General features: G+C 41.3%; 12 protein-coding genes. 5 read left to right on the plus strand and 7 right to left on the minus strand.

All coding sequences use genetic code 11. The features are described from left to right. Positions 1–77: 77 nt before the first annotated feature. Both VB733_RS00720 and VB733_RS00725 read right to left on the minus strand, forming a co-directional pair. Complete coding sequence (locus tag VB733_RS00720; protein ID WP_323338200.1) at positions 78–2,798, minus strand: DUF3769 domain-containing protein; 2,721 nt, start codon at positions 2,796–2,798, stop codon at positions 78–80. A 295-nt stretch (positions 2,799–3,093) separates the two neighbouring features. Continuing rightward, entirely contained in the window at positions 3,094–3,210 is a 117-nt protein-coding gene (locus VB733_RS00725) for a photosystem II reaction center protein I (protein ID WP_096613290.1), read from the minus strand. A 608-nt stretch (positions 3,211–3,818) separates the two neighbouring features. Here VB733_RS00725 and VB733_RS00730 point away from each other — a divergent pair. Beyond that, on the plus strand, positions 3,819–5,114 hold the full coding sequence (locus tag VB733_RS00730) for a glycosyltransferase family 4 protein (RefSeq protein WP_323338201.1): 1,296 nt from the start codon (positions 3,819–3,821) through the stop codon (positions 5,112–5,114). 153 nt (positions 5,115–5,267) lie between these two features. Here VB733_RS00730 and VB733_RS00735 read toward each other — a convergent pair whose 3' ends face one another. Together VB733_RS00735 and VB733_RS00740 are read right to left on the minus strand one after the other, a co-directional pair. After that, positions 5,268–5,429: a YqaE/Pmp3 family membrane protein gene (locus VB733_RS00735; RefSeq protein WP_323338202.1), complete on the minus strand. Its 162-nt coding sequence runs from the start codon at positions 5,427–5,429 to the stop codon at positions 5,268–5,270. Between the two features lie 224 nt (positions 5,430–5,653). Next, positions 5,654–5,998, minus strand: coding sequence for a translation initiation factor (locus tag VB733_RS00740; RefSeq protein WP_323338203.1), 345 nt, complete (start codon positions 5,996–5,998; stop codon positions 5,654–5,656). Positions 5,999–6,061: 63 nt separating this feature from the next. On the opposite strand from VB733_RS00740, the gene VB733_RS00745 reads away from it, so the two are divergent. The 3 genes from VB733_RS00745 (at position 6,062) to VB733_RS00755 (ending at position 8,495) form a co-directional block, all read left to right on the plus strand. After that, positions 6,062–6,220, plus strand: a complete 159-nt coding sequence (locus VB733_RS00745; protein WP_323338204.1) for a hypothetical protein — start codon at positions 6,062–6,064, stop codon at positions 6,218–6,220. A 28-nt stretch (positions 6,221–6,248) separates the two neighbouring features. After that, the gene (gene trpB / locus VB733_RS00750; protein ID WP_323338205.1) at positions 6,249–7,487 is read left to right on the plus strand and encodes a tryptophan synthase subunit beta; all 1,239 of its coding nucleotides are present in this window, start codon (positions 6,249–6,251) and stop codon (positions 7,485–7,487) included. Between the two features lie 462 nt (positions 7,488–7,949). Next, positions 7,950–8,495 carry a CAP domain-containing protein gene (locus VB733_RS00755; RefSeq protein ID WP_323338206.1) on the plus strand — a complete coding sequence of 182 codons (546 nt, stop codon included), beginning with the start codon at positions 7,950–7,952 and terminating at the stop codon, positions 8,493–8,495. Between the two features lie 270 nt (positions 8,496–8,765). Here the strand turns inward: VB733_RS00755 and VB733_RS00760 are convergent, their stop codons facing one another. Both VB733_RS00760 and VB733_RS00765 read right to left on the minus strand, forming a co-directional pair. Then, positions 8,766–10,571, minus strand: coding sequence for an aspartate kinase (locus VB733_RS00760; RefSeq protein WP_323338207.1), 1,806 nt, complete (start codon positions 10,569–10,571; stop codon positions 8,766–8,768). A 197-nt stretch (positions 10,572–10,768) separates the two neighbouring features. Continuing rightward, positions 10,769–11,956 carry a glycosyltransferase family 4 protein gene (locus VB733_RS00765; RefSeq protein ID WP_323338208.1) on the minus strand — a complete coding sequence of 396 codons (1,188 nt, stop codon included), beginning with the start codon at positions 11,954–11,956 and terminating at the stop codon, positions 10,769–10,771. A gap of 816 nt (positions 11,957–12,772) precedes the next feature. Between VB733_RS00765 and VB733_RS00770 the strand changes: the two genes are divergently transcribed. Continuing rightward, on the plus strand, positions 12,773–13,558 hold the full coding sequence (locus VB733_RS00770; protein WP_323338209.1) for a PIG-L family deacetylase: 786 nt from the start codon (positions 12,773–12,775) through the stop codon (positions 13,556–13,558). Positions 13,559–13,849: 291 nt separating this feature from the next. Here VB733_RS00770 and VB733_RS00775 read toward each other — a convergent pair whose 3' ends face one another. Next, positions 13,850–15,493, minus strand: coding sequence for an acetolactate synthase large subunit (locus VB733_RS00775; RefSeq protein WP_323338210.1), 1,644 nt, complete (start codon positions 15,491–15,493; stop codon positions 13,850–13,852). Between the last annotated feature and the right edge of the window lie 105 nt (positions 15,494–15,598).

Raw genomic sequence — 15,598 nt, forward strand, 5'->3', positions numbered from 1 at the left:
CTCTAAGTCTCCGTGTCAGTCTTAATAATTAAGTATTCAAAAGAACATGGTATAATACTCAATCTCCGCGTCTGATATTACCTCTGTTCCACACCACCAACAACAGGACGAACCTCACTGCGATCGCTAAATGGATCAGTTCCACCACTCCAATTAAAGTCACTGATGCGGAAACTAATACCACCTAATTGTTGTACTGGATTGTATCGCAATGTGATTCCATAGGTACGACGACTATATTCCAGCGAATACTCCGTACTGAGACTTTCACCACTATCAATGTTTAACGCTGTTTGAAATCCTAGTCGGAATGGTCCATAAAGTTGTTGAACTAAACCCAAGTTGATAATCTTATTATCAACGGAGCGATCGAATAAAAACGGCGATAAACCCGTATTTATACCTTGAGAGTAGCTGATATTAAAACCCGTATAATCTAAAAATGGTTTAGAAAAATTACCAATTTGTCCTTGTAAACCAACTGTCGCAAACAACGTACTTTGGTCATCGCCATTTGTATAGTAACTTGTTGTCCCATTCAGTTCTCCGTAAGCACTCAAATAAGGCACAATTGGATTCGGTGTATACCGCATACCCTCATTCGCTGTCGCCGGTAATACTTTCCCTTGCCACAAAGGAACACCGCCAAAGAGTTTCACATTTGCTTGTAAACGTCCCAAAGAAATCCGATCATTACTGCGGTTAGGTTCGAGTAAGTCGAGGCGGTCAGTATTGGCATTAATATATTGGGCACCAAGTTGATAGCTAAGATTTAGACCACTTTTACCCAAAGGTATCACTGGTGAAAGCAAAACCCCACCCAAACTACTTTGGACTCGTTGGAATCCTAGGGTGCCATTATAAAGGCGATCGCGATAGCTATATTCTAAATTCAATAGATGTGGATTTGTATCTCCCAGTGCTTGTTGATACCGTAAACTCGCACGCAAGGAATCGTCAATTTTGTTTAAATCGAGACTATCAAAAGTAGCAATTCCTTCCACCCGACTCTTGGGACTGAGAACAGCATTAACTCGTGACTTTAAACCAAACAAAGAGGCAAAGTTATCGCTGCCAGTAAAGGCTTTTTGCACAAAAAATTGAGGTGTAATACTAAACCTGACAGTCTCAGTATTCACTGGCTCAAAAGAACGCTCAATAAATACACCACCGCGTTTATCGCCATCAAAGCCAATTGAGGGGAATGGAGAAGGGTCACGTTCGCGGCGATCGATGATTTGCTCATTTTTGGGAATACCGATGGTTGTGCGTTGGTCAAATACCAAACGTTGTCCTTGGGTTCTAATTCTGTCTTCCAAAGGAGACAACCGCGTCATTGTCACTTTATTGGCGCGTATTTCCAATTCCGGCGGAGAAAATGGGTCATTTGTCAAGCGAACATCCCGTGCTTGCCATCCACGGGGATAAAAATCAATATGTGCAGCTTCAAATCGGATTCGCCGTACTTGTCCACCTTCTTTGGGAGTGACAATATTGCTGGCATCTGCACGTCCACCAACATTAATATCAATTCCCCCCGGACTGCTGATACCAGTTAGCGGTTGATTTTGGCGAATGCGATCGCTCAAAGGTCGGCTTTGGACTCCGACTGTGGCGCTGGGTGTGCCGGGTTGGGCAAATCCTAAATCAGTACCAGCTGTGGGAATGAAAACTTCACCACTACCACGTTCGAGTTCGCCGTTATCTTGAATAAAATTATACGTAAACTTCTGTCCGCGTAATACTTGGTCGCCCCGTGTGAGTGCCACATTTCCTTCGCCCACGGCAATCAAATTATCCAAATTAACCTGCAAGCGATCGGCATCAACAACCGCACCATCGAAGCGCACAACAACATTTCCTTCAGCAGTTACCACCCGTCGCTGTTCGTCATATTCCTGGCGATCGGAAATTACTTCTACAACTCTTCTTGTTTCCGGCGATTGTTGTTGATTAGGGGTAGTTGTTGGTGGTTGGGTTTGATTTGGTTGTGGAGTTTGATTATTGGGTGGCGTGGTTGGTGTTGTGGGTTCAACGTCTCGCGATTTAAATTCTATTGTCGAAGGAAAATTTTGTTGCTCTTGGCTGTAAAATTCAACTTTTAAAGGTTGTTGAGTTGATGGGAAAGTTGCAGAATTCTCTTGGCTAGGTTCCAGATTTTTAGATTCAAGGCTTCTTCTATCTTGAGGATTTGGAATTGCTAGATTCTTCGCGTTAACATTTCTAGAATTAACACTTCCAGAATTAACATTTCTAGAATTAACATTTCTAGAATTAACATTACTAGCAACATCCTTCCTACTAGTCAGTTTCTGGGATTGAGCTAACTTTTCTACCAATACCTCTGCTTTTGGCTGCGCTAAATTCCGGCTCTTAGTTACGGTTTCGGCAACATCTGCTGTTGCTGCGGTTGGAAAAATAATATTTGTGTCACCAACATCATGACGATGATTCGGCGCTAGTTGATATCCAACAGATAGAACTTCCCCCAGCGCAGTTGCATTATGACTAACACTACTTTGATTAATGGTTTCCGGTGTAAACTCTGGTGGAAATTTTTCCGGTTGAGTTGGTTTCGCTAAAGCCTCAATAGTTTGCTGGCTGATTTTGATGTCAGCGTTATTTAGCCGCTCTCCATTTCCTGCGGACTTAGTTTGATTTTTTTGATGACTTTTATCCTGTGGTGTTTCTGATTTAGATTGACCTTGCGATCGATTTGCCAAGCTAGCAACATCATTTACAGCTTGGGCAACTTCGCTAACAGCAGGGTGGGGTGGCGGCAGAACTTGATGGAGCATAATTGCAGCATAACTAAGCTTAATAGACAGCCAAACTTGAAGCCGGAAGAACCATGACTAGCATTTCATCTTCCGACTTTTACTTGTGCCTAGCTTTTGGCAAGCCACCTAATTAGTATTCTAATTATTCAGGCTACCGTAGGCGAGGACATCGCCTAGAGTCGTTTCCAGGCAAATATTCGTAGGTTTCCCAACTTAAACAGAAGGCTGTCGTGCATTTGGCGCAACCATATTTTTTAAAGTGGGTATCTTATGTCTCCCGCCTCCCGGCAGTAGCGGACAATCATGTGAGTGATTACTCGAAATCCCGACGACCAGGGTTACGAGCAGGGTCATTCGACAGGAATCCAAAGACAAAGAGGGCTACAAAAAAGGTGACAACAATATATACAACGATTTTTAAAGTCAGCATGTTCGATTCCTTTGGGTAATGCGCTAGCGGTGCTGAATCATCTGCGATACTCATGGGAGTCGCTACGCGAACGCAGAAAAGATAGCTCCTATATATTACCCAAATCTCGGACTTTTTTGGTGTATTGATTGCGTAACGGGCTTGGGTAATTTGCCATTAACCATAAACTTTCACTAGCAACCAATTAATAAATGACCCTTGACAAACGACTCATAATTAGCAACGACGTTTGTTGAGAGTAGAGGTTTCCGTTTTGGCGATCGCAGTTTCAAGTTCAGTGTTGAGTGTCCTCGTTTGCGCCTAAGATTTCCGGGTTTCTCACATTTGTTTATGAAGAAATTATACGGGTAAATTTAATATGTTCATATTTGCGCTGCGCTAATGTTGTTGCTTATTGTTTAAAATGCTACATTAGCCTCATGATTTGCCGGTTAGTCATATAGGTGATGGGGATTAAGGGGAACGCCTATGTTGATGTGACAGCACAAGTCCTTGTTGTTACCTGCCATCGTCTCTGACAAAAAAATCTAAATTAATCTAATTTTTTACCAAAGTGCATGAGAGCAAAAGCTTTCTGGCAGACTCTACCAAATTTATGAATCGCAAAAATGCACATTCTCATTTATTCCTACAACTATTATCCAGAGCCGATAGGGATTGCTCCCTTGATGACAGAATTGGCAGAAGGATTAGTTGCCCAAGGTCACGAAGTCAGGGTAATTACAGGGATGCCAAATTATCCTGAACGTGAAGTTTACCAGGAATATCGGCATAAATGGTATGTTACAGAAACAAGAAATGGTGTCACAATCCAACGGTGTTTTTTGCGGATTAAGTCAAAGCCAAATTTGCTGGATCGGCTATTACTGGAATTGAGTTTTGTTGCTAGCAGTTTACCGCAAGCACTAAAAGGGTGGCGACCAGATGTAATTTTTGTAACCGTGCCACCATTATTTGTGACTTTACCTGCATTTTTTCTCGGTTGGTTTTATAGTTGTCCAGTATTACTGAATGTCCAAGATATTCTCACAGAAGCAGCGAAAAATGTGGGATTAATTCAGAATAAGTTGATGATTCGCGCTTTATCAGACCTAGAGAAATTTGCCTATAAAAAAGCACGTTATATCAGTGTAATTGCGGAAGATTTTATCGAGCATTTAGTGAAAAAAGATGTAAATTTTCAGAAAATTTTCTGTATATCAAATTGGGTGAATGTTGATTTTATTCGTCCCTTGCCAAAATTAAATAATCCTTTTCGTATCGCCCATAATTTGGAAGATAAATTTGTTGTCCTCTATTCAGGGAATATTGCACTCACACAGGGTTTAGAAACTGCGATCGCCTCTGCTGCATCTTTACAAAATATTCCCGAAATTGTTTTTGTGATTGTTGGTGAAGTTCAAGCATTGGAAAATTTGAAAAAATGCTGTCGTCAGTACAATGCTGAAAATGTTTTATTATTACCTCTACAAGCTAGGGAAAAATTACCACAAATGTTAGCAGCAGCAGATGTGGGATTAATTTTGCAAAAATGCAATGTTGTTTGTTTTAATATGCCTTCTAAAATTCCTTTATTATTAGCAAGCAGTCGTCCGATAATTGCATCAGTACCCAGCGAAGGGACAGCAGCAAAAGCAGTTCGCGAAAGTGGTGGTGGGATTGTAGTTGCGCCAGAATCACCCCAAGCGCTGGCGGAAGCTATTTTAGATTTATATAAAAACTCGGCTAAAGCGATAGAATTAGGTGAAAAAGGACGAAAATTTGCGATCGCACAATATTCATTCGCTAATGCCTTAGCAGAATATGAAGCACTCTTTGCAGATGCGATCGCCAACCAAACAAATAATTTAGCAATTATACCAAAACTAGCTGCACGTAAATCAGTATTTATATCTAAGAGTTGATTTATAAAATAATTTCGGGGATAGGAAATAGCTAAAAGCTAACCGCGAATAGCCATTTTTGCTTAACCGATATGATTATTTCCTATTGTGGAAGAAAGCAGGTTTCTGGATTTTCACTGAGAAACCGGCTTTCCAGGGAATAGGTGATTTAGTCTATTTTCTGGCAATTACCCAGACTGCATGGACAATACCGAGAATATAGAACCCAAAAATCGTCAAAAGTACGTTAATCCAAAAATCCATTCCCAAACCAACTTGTAAAAATACTCCCAATGGGGGAAGAAAGATTGCACAAATAATTCTTACTAAATCCATTTTCATCTCCTAAAATTATCGCCTGATGATTAACAGTAGTCTCAATGAAGTCTGCTGATACTTCTTAAGTTAATATCAACATGAGAGATTCGGATTTCGGCAAGTATTCGGTAAACCGCACTGAACTAAATTGAGAACGAGTCGAATAACGTATAAATAAGTATTTCATTAGTCAAGAATAACACTCATTAAATTATATTAATTACGGCAATAAACACTTGACATTAACCACCACTAATTTTTGCTTTATAACCCAATTTAACTAAAATTTCTAGAAGTTTTTGCTTGTGTTCTCCTTGAATTTCAATTTCCCTATCTTTGAGTGTGCCACCAGTTCCACACTGTGTTTTTAACTGCTTTAATAATTTTTCTAAGGTTTCTGGTTTTGCTTGAAAACCAGTAATTACGGTGACTGTTTTACCCTTACGTCCGGCACGAGTCGCTTGTATGCGAATATTTTGTTGATTGGGAGGAAGTTCTTCCACCGCACGTTCAAATGCTGCGGCGTTGGTGTCATCGCCAAATTCACGCCAACCACCAGTGCTTGAGGGATTAGCTTTTTTAGTCATAAGTTCTGAGTTCAGAGTAGAGATGAGTCTAGTTTACCAATCTGATAGTGGAATAGTTTACTCTTGGTTGGTGTTATACTAACTCTCCAAAAGAAAGTAACAGATGGTGACGCGGGGACACGGAGATTTTTTTATGTGTTGCCAGATTTTGCAGAAACGATATTAGATAGCGATCGCACTCTCCTCTCTTCCCCTGTATCCCCCTTCCCCTTCTATAATTAAGGTCGTTCCGTAATTGTGACGATTAGCCGTGACCACTACACCTATCAACCCCAACTTCCAAACTGCACAACGTCCTGATCCATTGGGACGTTTCGGGCGCTTCGGTGGTAAATACGTGCCGGAAACTTTAATGCCTGCACTAGCCGAACTGGAAGCCGCTTACCAAAAGTATCGTAATGAAGCAGGTTTTCAAGCCGAATTACAAGAATTATTGCGTGATTATGTCGGACGTGCGACTCCGTTATATTTTGCCGAGCGTCTCACCTCACATTATGCTCGTCCTGATGGTAGTGGCGCACAAATTTACCTCAAACGGGAAGATTTAAATCACACTGGCGCACACAAAATTAATAATGCCCTGGGTCAAGTGTTGTTAGCCAAACGCATGGGCAAAAAGCGGATTATTGCCGAAACTGGAGCCGGACAACATGGAGTGGCAACGGCGACTGTTTGCGCTCGCTTTGGCTTAGAATGCATCGTTTATATGGGCATTCATGATATGGAACGTCAAGCTCTCAACGTATTCCGAATGCGATTGATGGGGGCAGAAGTGCGTTCTGTGGAAGCTGGAACGGGAACCCTCAAAGATGCGACTTCGGAAGCAATTCGGGATTGGGTGACAAATGTGGAGACTACCCATTATATTCTCGGTTCGGTGGCTGGTCCTCACCCCTATCCGATGATGGTACGAGATTTTCATGCGGTGATTGGACAGGAAACTCGTGCCCAAGCGATGGAAAAATGGGGCGGTTTACCAGATATTCTCATGGCTTGTGTGGGTGGTGGCTCAAATGCAATGGGGTTATTCCACGAGTTTGTGAATGAAGAAAGCGTACGCATCATTGGTGTGGAGGCGGCTGGTTTTGGTGTAAATACTGATAAACATGCTGCTACTTTGACCAAAGGCAGAGTTGGTGTACTGCATGGGGCAATGAGTTACTTATTGCAGGATAGCGAAGGTCAAGTAATTGAGCCACATTCAATTAGTGCCGGTTTAGATTATCCCGGAGTTGGACCAGAACATAGCTTTTTGAAAGATATGGGACGTGCTGAATATTACAGTGTTACTGATCAAGAAGCTTTAGATGCCTTCCAGCGTTTATCCAAGTTAGAAGGGATTATTCCCGCCCTAGAGACATCACATGCGATCGCATATTTGGAAACTCTTTGTCCTCAACTGAGCGGTAGCCCCCGCATTGTGATTAATTGTTCCGGAAGAGGGGATAAGGATGTGCAATCTGTGATGAAACATTTGAATTTACAGTAAAGCGTTAGGAATTGGGATGAGGCAATTCTAGACAACATATCAAGGGAAATACTGCTGCTGATGGCAGTAGTTTCCCATTCTGCTGATGTGGAGGTATGGAAAGGTAAAAATCATTGGCGTTACATAATTGCGGATAATTTGGGAATTTCCATAAACATAATTACCATGTGAAAATTTGCCACAGGGAGTATCCCCGTGGTCATTTTTTATGTCTCCACATCCCCTCTCTGTGAATATACGCAAACTTTACAAATACTTTTTGAAAAATTAACTAATTGTCGGTAAAAAAAATATCAATTGAGATTGTAATTCCCTGAAGTTGGCGCGAAAATCAGAATCTGAAAAGATTTCCTATGTTCCGGAATTGCTCTCCGTACACACGTATATCGAAAAAACAGGCAATTCCCATAATTAACCAAAATTGACTTCAATACCAACTTTTACACTGAAAACTAAATCTCCATGATTCGACAAACTGCTTTTGGCATAGCTATAAGTACGATTGTCCTGGCTAGTGGATTAATATCTAGCCCGATGCCGACTCATAGTTCAACAAATAAACTAATTCCTGAAAAAACTGCACCTATTTCATCCAATCAACTAGCATCATCTACTAATTTCAACACCAGGGAATTAGAAAAATCTGTGTTTGAAAAAATTAATCAATATCGGGCTGCTAGACGTTTACCCAAACTAAGTCTTGACTCGCAAATTTCCAAGCAAGCCAGGATTCATAGCCAAAATATGGCTAGCGGAAAAGTCCCCTTTAGTCACAAGGGCTTTGAAAAACGTGTAAATATAATTCCGATTCGTTACCAAAGTGCGGCGGAAAATGTCGCATTTAATCAAGGCTATGATAATCCAGCAGCAGAAGCTGTTCGAGGTTGGATTAAAAGCCCTGATCACTTGATAAATATCAAAGGTAACTACAACTTTACAGGGATTGGAGTTGCTGCCAACAAAGATGGAGAAGTCTATCTCACGCAGATTTTTATCCGCAGTCGTTAAGCTAAAACGCACTTACTTTGTAAACCCGAAAACTTTACAGCAAGACTTTCAGGTTCCAAAAGATGTCACTTAGATGCGTCCAAGTTTAATAAGCTGTTGCGTATTGAATTCGTATATAGAACGCGGGCAAGATGCCCCGGAGTTTTCCGTGAAGAACATCTCCCCGGAAACTCCTCTCCGCACTACGATTATTTGATATTTTTGCCTTATACAATGGGTGCGGCGCATCAGCTTACTTCCTTTTGCAGGAGTCAAGAGTCACCTGGGAAATTAAGCGGGAACGACAAACTTTTCGCTACCTGCTAAACCAAATGCCTCATGAATTACCTGTAATGCTTTCACACCTTGTTCCTGTTCGACAACACAGGTAATTTTAATTTCCGATGTGGCAATCATCTGAATATTGATTTTATGGTGTGCCAAGGCTGCAAACATTTTCGCGGCAATTCCCGGTTGTCCTTCCATTCCCGAACCCACAATACTAACTTTAGCGATCGCACTATCTAAGATTACTTCACCCCAGCCATGTTGAATTGCAGCTTGGGTAAGCATTGTTTTTGCTTGTTCTGAATCAATGCGAGCAACGGTAAAGGCAATATCTCGTCTCGGTAAACCATCGATAATGTGGCAACGTTGCGATTGGATAATTGTATCAACACTAATGTTGTGCTGTGCCAATAATCCAAATAATTGTGCTGCCATACCGGGTTTGTCGGGAATGTGACGAATTGCCATCCTGGCTTGATTTAAGTCCAGAGCCACACCACGAACAGCAGAAGCAGCAGCAGGGAGAGAGGAATCAGAAGGCAGGGGAGAAGTGTTGATTTCAAAGACTTGGGAAAGGGATGCAACAGCGCGATCGCAATCTTTGGCATCAACAACGCAGCTAACTTTGACTTCGCTGGTGGATATCATTTGAATATTGACCCCAGCTGCGGCTAAGGTGGCAAACATCTTTGCCGCCACTCCGGGACGACCAATCATACCTGCACCAACAATACTGACCTTAGCAATATTCTCCTCAACCAAGACTTCCGCTTCATCTGATTTTGTGGGACTGCTACGAAGTACAGGTGCGATCGCATCGGCAACGGCTTCGGCTTTCTTTAAAATCGATGTCATTACAGTAAAGGCAATATCATTACTATTACCATCGTGAATCGACTGAATAATTAAATCCACATCAACATTTTGATGGGATATTTCCCCAAATAACCGTGATGCGACTCCTGGTTTGTCGGGAACCCTTAACAAAGCCACTTTCGCCTGGTTGGTATCAAATTCAATCGCATCGACAGGACGGGCAAGTTCTAAATCGACTAAGGGACGTTCGGGTTGCTTTGTTGATGTCACCCAAGTTCCCGGTGCATCCGTCCAACTCGATCGCACCACCAAAGGGACTCCGTAATTACGAGCTATTTCCACCGCACGGGGATGCAATACTTTTGCCCCCAAACTCGCTAATTCCAGCATTTCGTCGCAGGTAATTTCCTCCATCAACTGGGCTTCGGGAACCAGTCGCGGGTCTGTAGTTAAAATCCCTGGGACATCGGTATAAATTTCACAAAAATCGGCACGTAATGCGGCTGCTAAGGCAACTGCGGAGGTATCAGAGCCACCCCTTCCTAAGGTGGTAATTTCTAATTCTGTACCATTACTAATACCTTGGAAGCCAGCCACAACAATCACTTTCCCATCTTGCAGATGACGTTCCATGCGATCGGTTTCGATCCGTAAAATCCGGGCACGGGTGTGCTGGGCTTCGGTAACAATTCCTACCTGCGCTCCCGTCATCGAAATCGCTGGCTGTCCAATTTCCTGCAATGCCATACTTAAAAGAGCTATAGTCACCTGTTCCCCGGTGGAAAGTAGCATATCCATTTCCCTACGGTTAGGATTTGGAGAAATTTCGTTTGCTAATTTCACGAGTCCGTCGGTGGTTTTCCCCATTGCCGAAACGACTACAACGAGGGAATTACCAGCTTTCACAGTTTTATAAACGCGCTGGGCTACTGCTTGAATGCGATCGACGGAACCGACAGATGAACCACCGTATTTCTGAACGATAAGTGACATAGTGAATCAGGGGAAAGGGAAAAGGAAAAGGGAATAAAGATGTATGTGTCTCTAAATATTCTTAGAGGCAACCAGGAATAACATAACTACCTGTTAATTTTAATATTGAATTAGTTCCCATATTTACGCTTTTGATCAAAATATCCAGCTTGGAGATTGATATTTGATTATTCCTTATTCCTTATTCCTCATCTCCTTTACGCCAATAATACCTGTCTGACTTGTTGGGCAATTTTAGTCCAATCAAAGTTGGCAGTTGCATAATCCCGACATTGGGAACGAGATGGAATTGCAATTTTACCTAATAATACTTGCTCTAAAGTTTCCGCGATCGCATTTTCATGGGCTGAGGCGGTAATCAAATTGGGTGAAAATGGCTGTAATATTTCTGGCATTCCTCCAATTGGGGTACAAATCACCGGAGTCCCACAAGCTAGTGATTCCACAACAGCCAAACCAAACCCTTCAAAAGATTGACTAGGCATAATACTGAAATCCGCAGCTTGATAGGCGACAGGTAAATCTGCCTCAGCTAGGTATCCAATAAATTTTACATGGTCATCAAGTCCAAGTTCGCTAGCTTGTTGTTGTAACGCTGCTTGGATTGGTCCGCGTCCAGCAATTGCCACCCAAACATCTGGTACTCTACGTTTAATTTGGGCGATCGCATTTAATAATTTATCGATCCCAACGCGATGGACAAGGCGACGAGATGTAAAAATAATTTGGCGATTTTGTTGCCATCCTAATTGGCTACGGGCTTGTTGAGGTGATAAATTCGGCTGAAATTTGTCGATATCAACCCCTCCGGGAATCACATAAATTTTCTCCCAAGGTATTTGATATTCTTGGTGGAGAATATTCCCAAAAGCTTTACTCAAAACTATAAAGCGATCGCATCGATTATAGGTTTGCTGTTCAATTAGCCATTTTTTCAGCCAAAAGCTAATTTTTGATTCTTTTGTTTCCTCTCCACTTTCCGATACCCAGGGACCATGAAAATTAAACGTAATTGGCACTTTTTTTGGTAACAAATCCAAAATCGGAAAACTGTACAACGCAAAATGCAAGTTAATCGCGTCAGGTTTTTCTCCCCTAGTTTTGCGGAAGTTTATGCGACATGAACGCATTCGCTGCAAAATCGATTCATCAGCAGCAGCTAAATTAGTCAACTTGATTGATAAATCCGTTTCGCCTTCTGGTAAATCGACTCCACAAAGCTCTATGTAATCATGATTTGCCGCTAGTTTGTGAGTCAAATCGTAAATATACCGTTCTAAACCTCCAGGTGTTTTTGGAAACCACCCTAAACCAACACATAGAATTGATGCTGGTTTTACAAGATAGTTTTTGTTGCTACCGTTCACCCAAACTTCTCCTCGCATTTACTTTTTTTGCGTTTACTCTCCGCAATCAATATCTAATTAAATCAACGGATGGTTTGCCTGTCTAAGATTAATTAATCCAGCAGGTCATTATGAATATGTCTGCTTCTGACTATTGCTCTGACCATCTTGCCATTTTATTGGGTAGTCAGTAGCATCAAAGTTGAACCCTAAGTAGATTTAACTGGTGAGTACACATATTCATTCTCAAATGTTACTAAAATGTTAATCATCGATACAGCTTCATTATTACTATTCATCGCTATATAGATATATCTGAATAATGATTGATTGTGCATCACCGGAAATATTGACTAAATCAGAAGCTCACTTCCGGTCGTTATTCGGATTACAGACTCACAAAAAAACAATAAAATCGCCCTAATTTTGCCAAACAACCTTGAATCTGCCCAAATCAGCCACTGTAGCAATGATTCAAAGGCAATTAATTTTTATCGAACTCACCTTCAATCTACGATTATTCATAAAACCCAAATAAATAAAATTTGTATAAATCAATGAACAATTCAATTATTCTTCAATCCGATTAAATTGAAAAAACTGTGTACAATTCATGAATTTATTGTAAATACCAGTTATTTTTACGCAAAATTTTGTGACTTTACGTACAAAATAAAAATAATAAATATTTCGATTCAACGTTACTAATACAAATAAACCAGTCAATTGTCAGGGAACAAAGCAAATGCACAGCCTTAAGAGTAATATTACCTTTACCATTATGAGTAGTTAGATTTGGGTATTACTAACTACAACAGCAAGCCCTAAATAAAATTTTCCATACATTAATTGATTATGACAGTAAAACAAATACTCCAAAAATTGCAAAAAATATTGCCAAGTAGTTGGCTATATTTGCTCCAAGACATTCACTCATACTTAATGTTCCGTTGGATTTTAAAGGTTCAAAGTCAGCCATTAAATTTGAGTTCAAAATCAGCAATGGTGTTTTCACCCCACCAAGATGATGAGACATTTGGTTGTGGAGGAACGATCGCTCTCAAACGAGAACAGGGCACACAAGTTACGGTTGTATTTTTGACAGATGGGCAAGGTTCAGGGGGAGCAGAAACATTAACGAAAGAGAAAATAATCGAGATTCGTAAAGCAGAAGCAGAAGCTGCCTTAAATATTTTAGGTGTTCCATCCAGCGACATTCACTTTTTGGATCGGACTGACGGAACATTACGAGATTTGCAGGGTGATTCCAAGCAAAAAACCATTGAACAAATAGTAGAACTCTTGCAGCGATACCAACCGGAGGAAATTTACGTTCCCCACTGTAAAGATTGTCATCGCGATCATGAAGCTACCTATACCTTGGTTCGAGAAGCCATTACCCGCGCCAACATTAAAGTCGATTTATTACAATATGCGATTTGGATGTTTTGGCGATCGCCCTTATTTATTATGTTGAAGTTGCAGGATATTGCACGGGCATATCGACTAAATATTACGCAAGTACAAACCCAAAAAAAACAGGCGATCGCATCTTATTATTCCCAACTCAAATGCTTACCCCGTAGTTTTGTCAAAAGGTTTCAAGGTTCCTATGAAATCTTCTTTAAAGTCGAATTGTAGTTTGATTTTACCTGTGGTGTATGTGCTAGGGAATGTGGATTAAATAAAGTGCAAAAGTAGTAACGTACTATTCCAAATGGTAAGTAACTTAAAAAATTAAAAACAAAGCCACTTCGTACAAGTCGGGAAAAGCGCCCATGCGAGTGGCTTTGTCATATGTCAATACGGTTCGGTTAAGCAAAAATTGCTTTTAGCTATTGGCTTTTAGAATTAATAGCCTATAGATAATTAAGTCTTATTCTTACCCTTTTCCTCCCTAACCGAACCGTATTATTTTTATAGACACTACAACTACACACTACAACTTAATTCACCTGCTTTCTGTGAAAATCGCCAATTCTCGCGATAATCAACAGGACAATCAATTACCGCAGGTACATCTTGATTCAGAGCTTCCTTGAGAACTGGAATTAAATCAGCAGCAGAAGTAACTCTATAACCTTTTAAACCCATACTCTCAGCAAATTTAACGAAGTCTGGATTAGTAAAATGAACAAAGGATGAATTACCTTTACCAAAGTGGTTTTCTTGTTTCCACTCAATTAATCCATAACCACCATCGTTAAATATCAACGTCACAAATGGTGTCCCTACACGCAATGCCGTCTCTAACTCCTGGCAGTTCATCATAAAACCACCGTCCCCCGTCACAGCTACAACCTTACGGTTAGGATGAACTAATTTTGCCGCTAAGGCTCCGGGAATAGCAATCCCCATCGCGGCAAAACCGTTAGAAATTATACAGGTATTTGGACTATTGCAATGATAGTGTCGGGCAATCCACATTTTGTGTGCGCCAACATCAGAAATCACAATATCATCGGGTCCCATGATTTGCCGCAAGTCGTAAATAAGTTTTTGCGGTTTGATGGGGAAACCATCGTCTTTGGCATATTGTTCGTAGTCGGAACGGATATTTGCCCGCAAGCTGATGGAATAGGGTTCGGGCTTACCATGTCTATCGGCTACTTTTAAGATTTCAAATAGCGAATCAGAGATATCCCCAACAACTTCAACGGTGGGTATGTAACTGCTATCAATTTCAGCTGCGGTTGTGGCGATATGAATAATCGGGATTTTGCCATCGGGATTCCATTTTTTCGGCGAAAATTCGATTAAATCGTACCCAATCGCAATTACTAAGTCGGTGTTATCAAAACCGCAACTCACAAAGTCCCGTTGTTGCAAACCAACAGCCCACAGTGCCAGGGGATGAGTGTAAGGAATTATACCTTTACCCATGAATGTATTGGCGGTGGGGATATTTAATTGGGTGGCAAATTGGGTGACAGCATCACTTGCTTGGGCGCGAATTGCCCCATTGCCAACAAGGATAATCGGGTTTGTGGCTTGGGAAATCACCCCGGCAGCAGCGCGAATACTAGCAAAGGAAGCGAAGGTTTTTTCAGGTTTGTCGATGCGTAGTGGTTGTCCCTCAACGCTCATTGCCGCAATATTTTCTGGCAAATCGATGTGAACTGCACCAGGTTTTTCCGATTGCGATCGCTTGAAGGCTTTGCGTACCAATTCGGGTGTGATACTCGGTCGGACAATTTGTTTACTCCACTTAGTTACGGGTGCAAACATTGCGACTAAATCCAGGTATTGGTGCGATTCGATATGCATTCTATCGGTTCCCACCTGTCCGGTAATTGCTACCAATGGCGCACCATCGAGGTTAGCATCGGCAACGCCTGTCATTAAGTTAGTCGCACCGGGACCAAGTGTAGATAGACACACTCCGGCTTTACCAGTCAAACGACCATACACATCTGCCATAAAGGCGGCACCCTGTTCGTGACGGGTAGTGATAAATGTAATTGAAGAATGTTTGAGTGCTTCTAAAACATGGAGATTTTCTTCTCCAGGGAGTCCGAAAACATACTGTACACCTTCATTTTCGAGGCATTTTACTAATAATTCTGCTGTATTCATTTATCTCACCACATAAATTTTCAGGTTAATAGAAATTGGCAAAAATCCGGAGACAAGCAGAGGGGAAGATGGGGAATGTTCAGGGCGATACATTTCCCCGCATCG

Origin of the sequence: Calothrix sp. UHCC 0171 (genome assembly GCF_034931845.1) — a bacterium.
In the GTDB taxonomy this organism is placed as follows: Bacteria; Cyanobacteriota; Cyanobacteriia; order Cyanobacteriales; family Nostocaceae; genus Brunnivagina.

Excerpts from the sequence above, each read along its gene's own strand:
- VB733_RS00775 (WP_323338210.1), bottom strand. The coding sequence starts at position 15,493 with ATGAATACAGCAGAATTATTAGTAAAATGCCTCGAAAATGAAGGTGTA.
- VB733_RS00760 (WP_323338207.1), bottom strand. The coding sequence starts at position 10,571 with ATGTCACTTATCGTTCAGAAATACGGTGGTTCATCTGTCGGTTCCGTC.
- VB733_RS00755 (WP_323338206.1), top strand. The coding sequence starts at position 7,950 with ATGATTCGACAAACTGCTTTTGGCATAGCTATAAGTACGATTGTCCTG.
- VB733_RS00765 (WP_323338208.1), bottom strand. The coding sequence starts at position 11,956 with ATGCGAGGAGAAGTTTGGGTGAACGGTAGCAACAAAAACTATCTTGTA.
- VB733_RS00720 (WP_323338200.1), bottom strand. The coding sequence starts at position 2,798 with ATGCTCCATCAAGTTCTGCCGCCACCCCACCCTGCTGTTAGCGAAGTT.
- VB733_RS00770 (WP_323338209.1), top strand. The coding sequence starts at position 12,773 with ATGACAGTAAAACAAATACTCCAAAAATTGCAAAAAATATTGCCAAGT.
- VB733_RS00725 (WP_096613290.1), bottom strand. The coding sequence starts at position 3,210 with ATGCTGACTTTAAAAATCGTTGTATATATTGTTGTCACCTTTTTTGTA.
- VB733_RS00740 (WP_323338203.1), bottom strand. The coding sequence starts at position 5,998 with ATGACTAAAAAAGCTAATCCCTCAAGCACTGGTGGTTGGCGTGAATTT.
- VB733_RS00730 (WP_323338201.1), top strand. The coding sequence starts at position 3,819 with ATGCACATTCTCATTTATTCCTACAACTATTATCCAGAGCCGATAGGG.
- VB733_RS00735 (WP_323338202.1), bottom strand. The coding sequence starts at position 5,429 with ATGGATTTAGTAAGAATTATTTGTGCAATCTTTCTTCCCCCATTGGGA.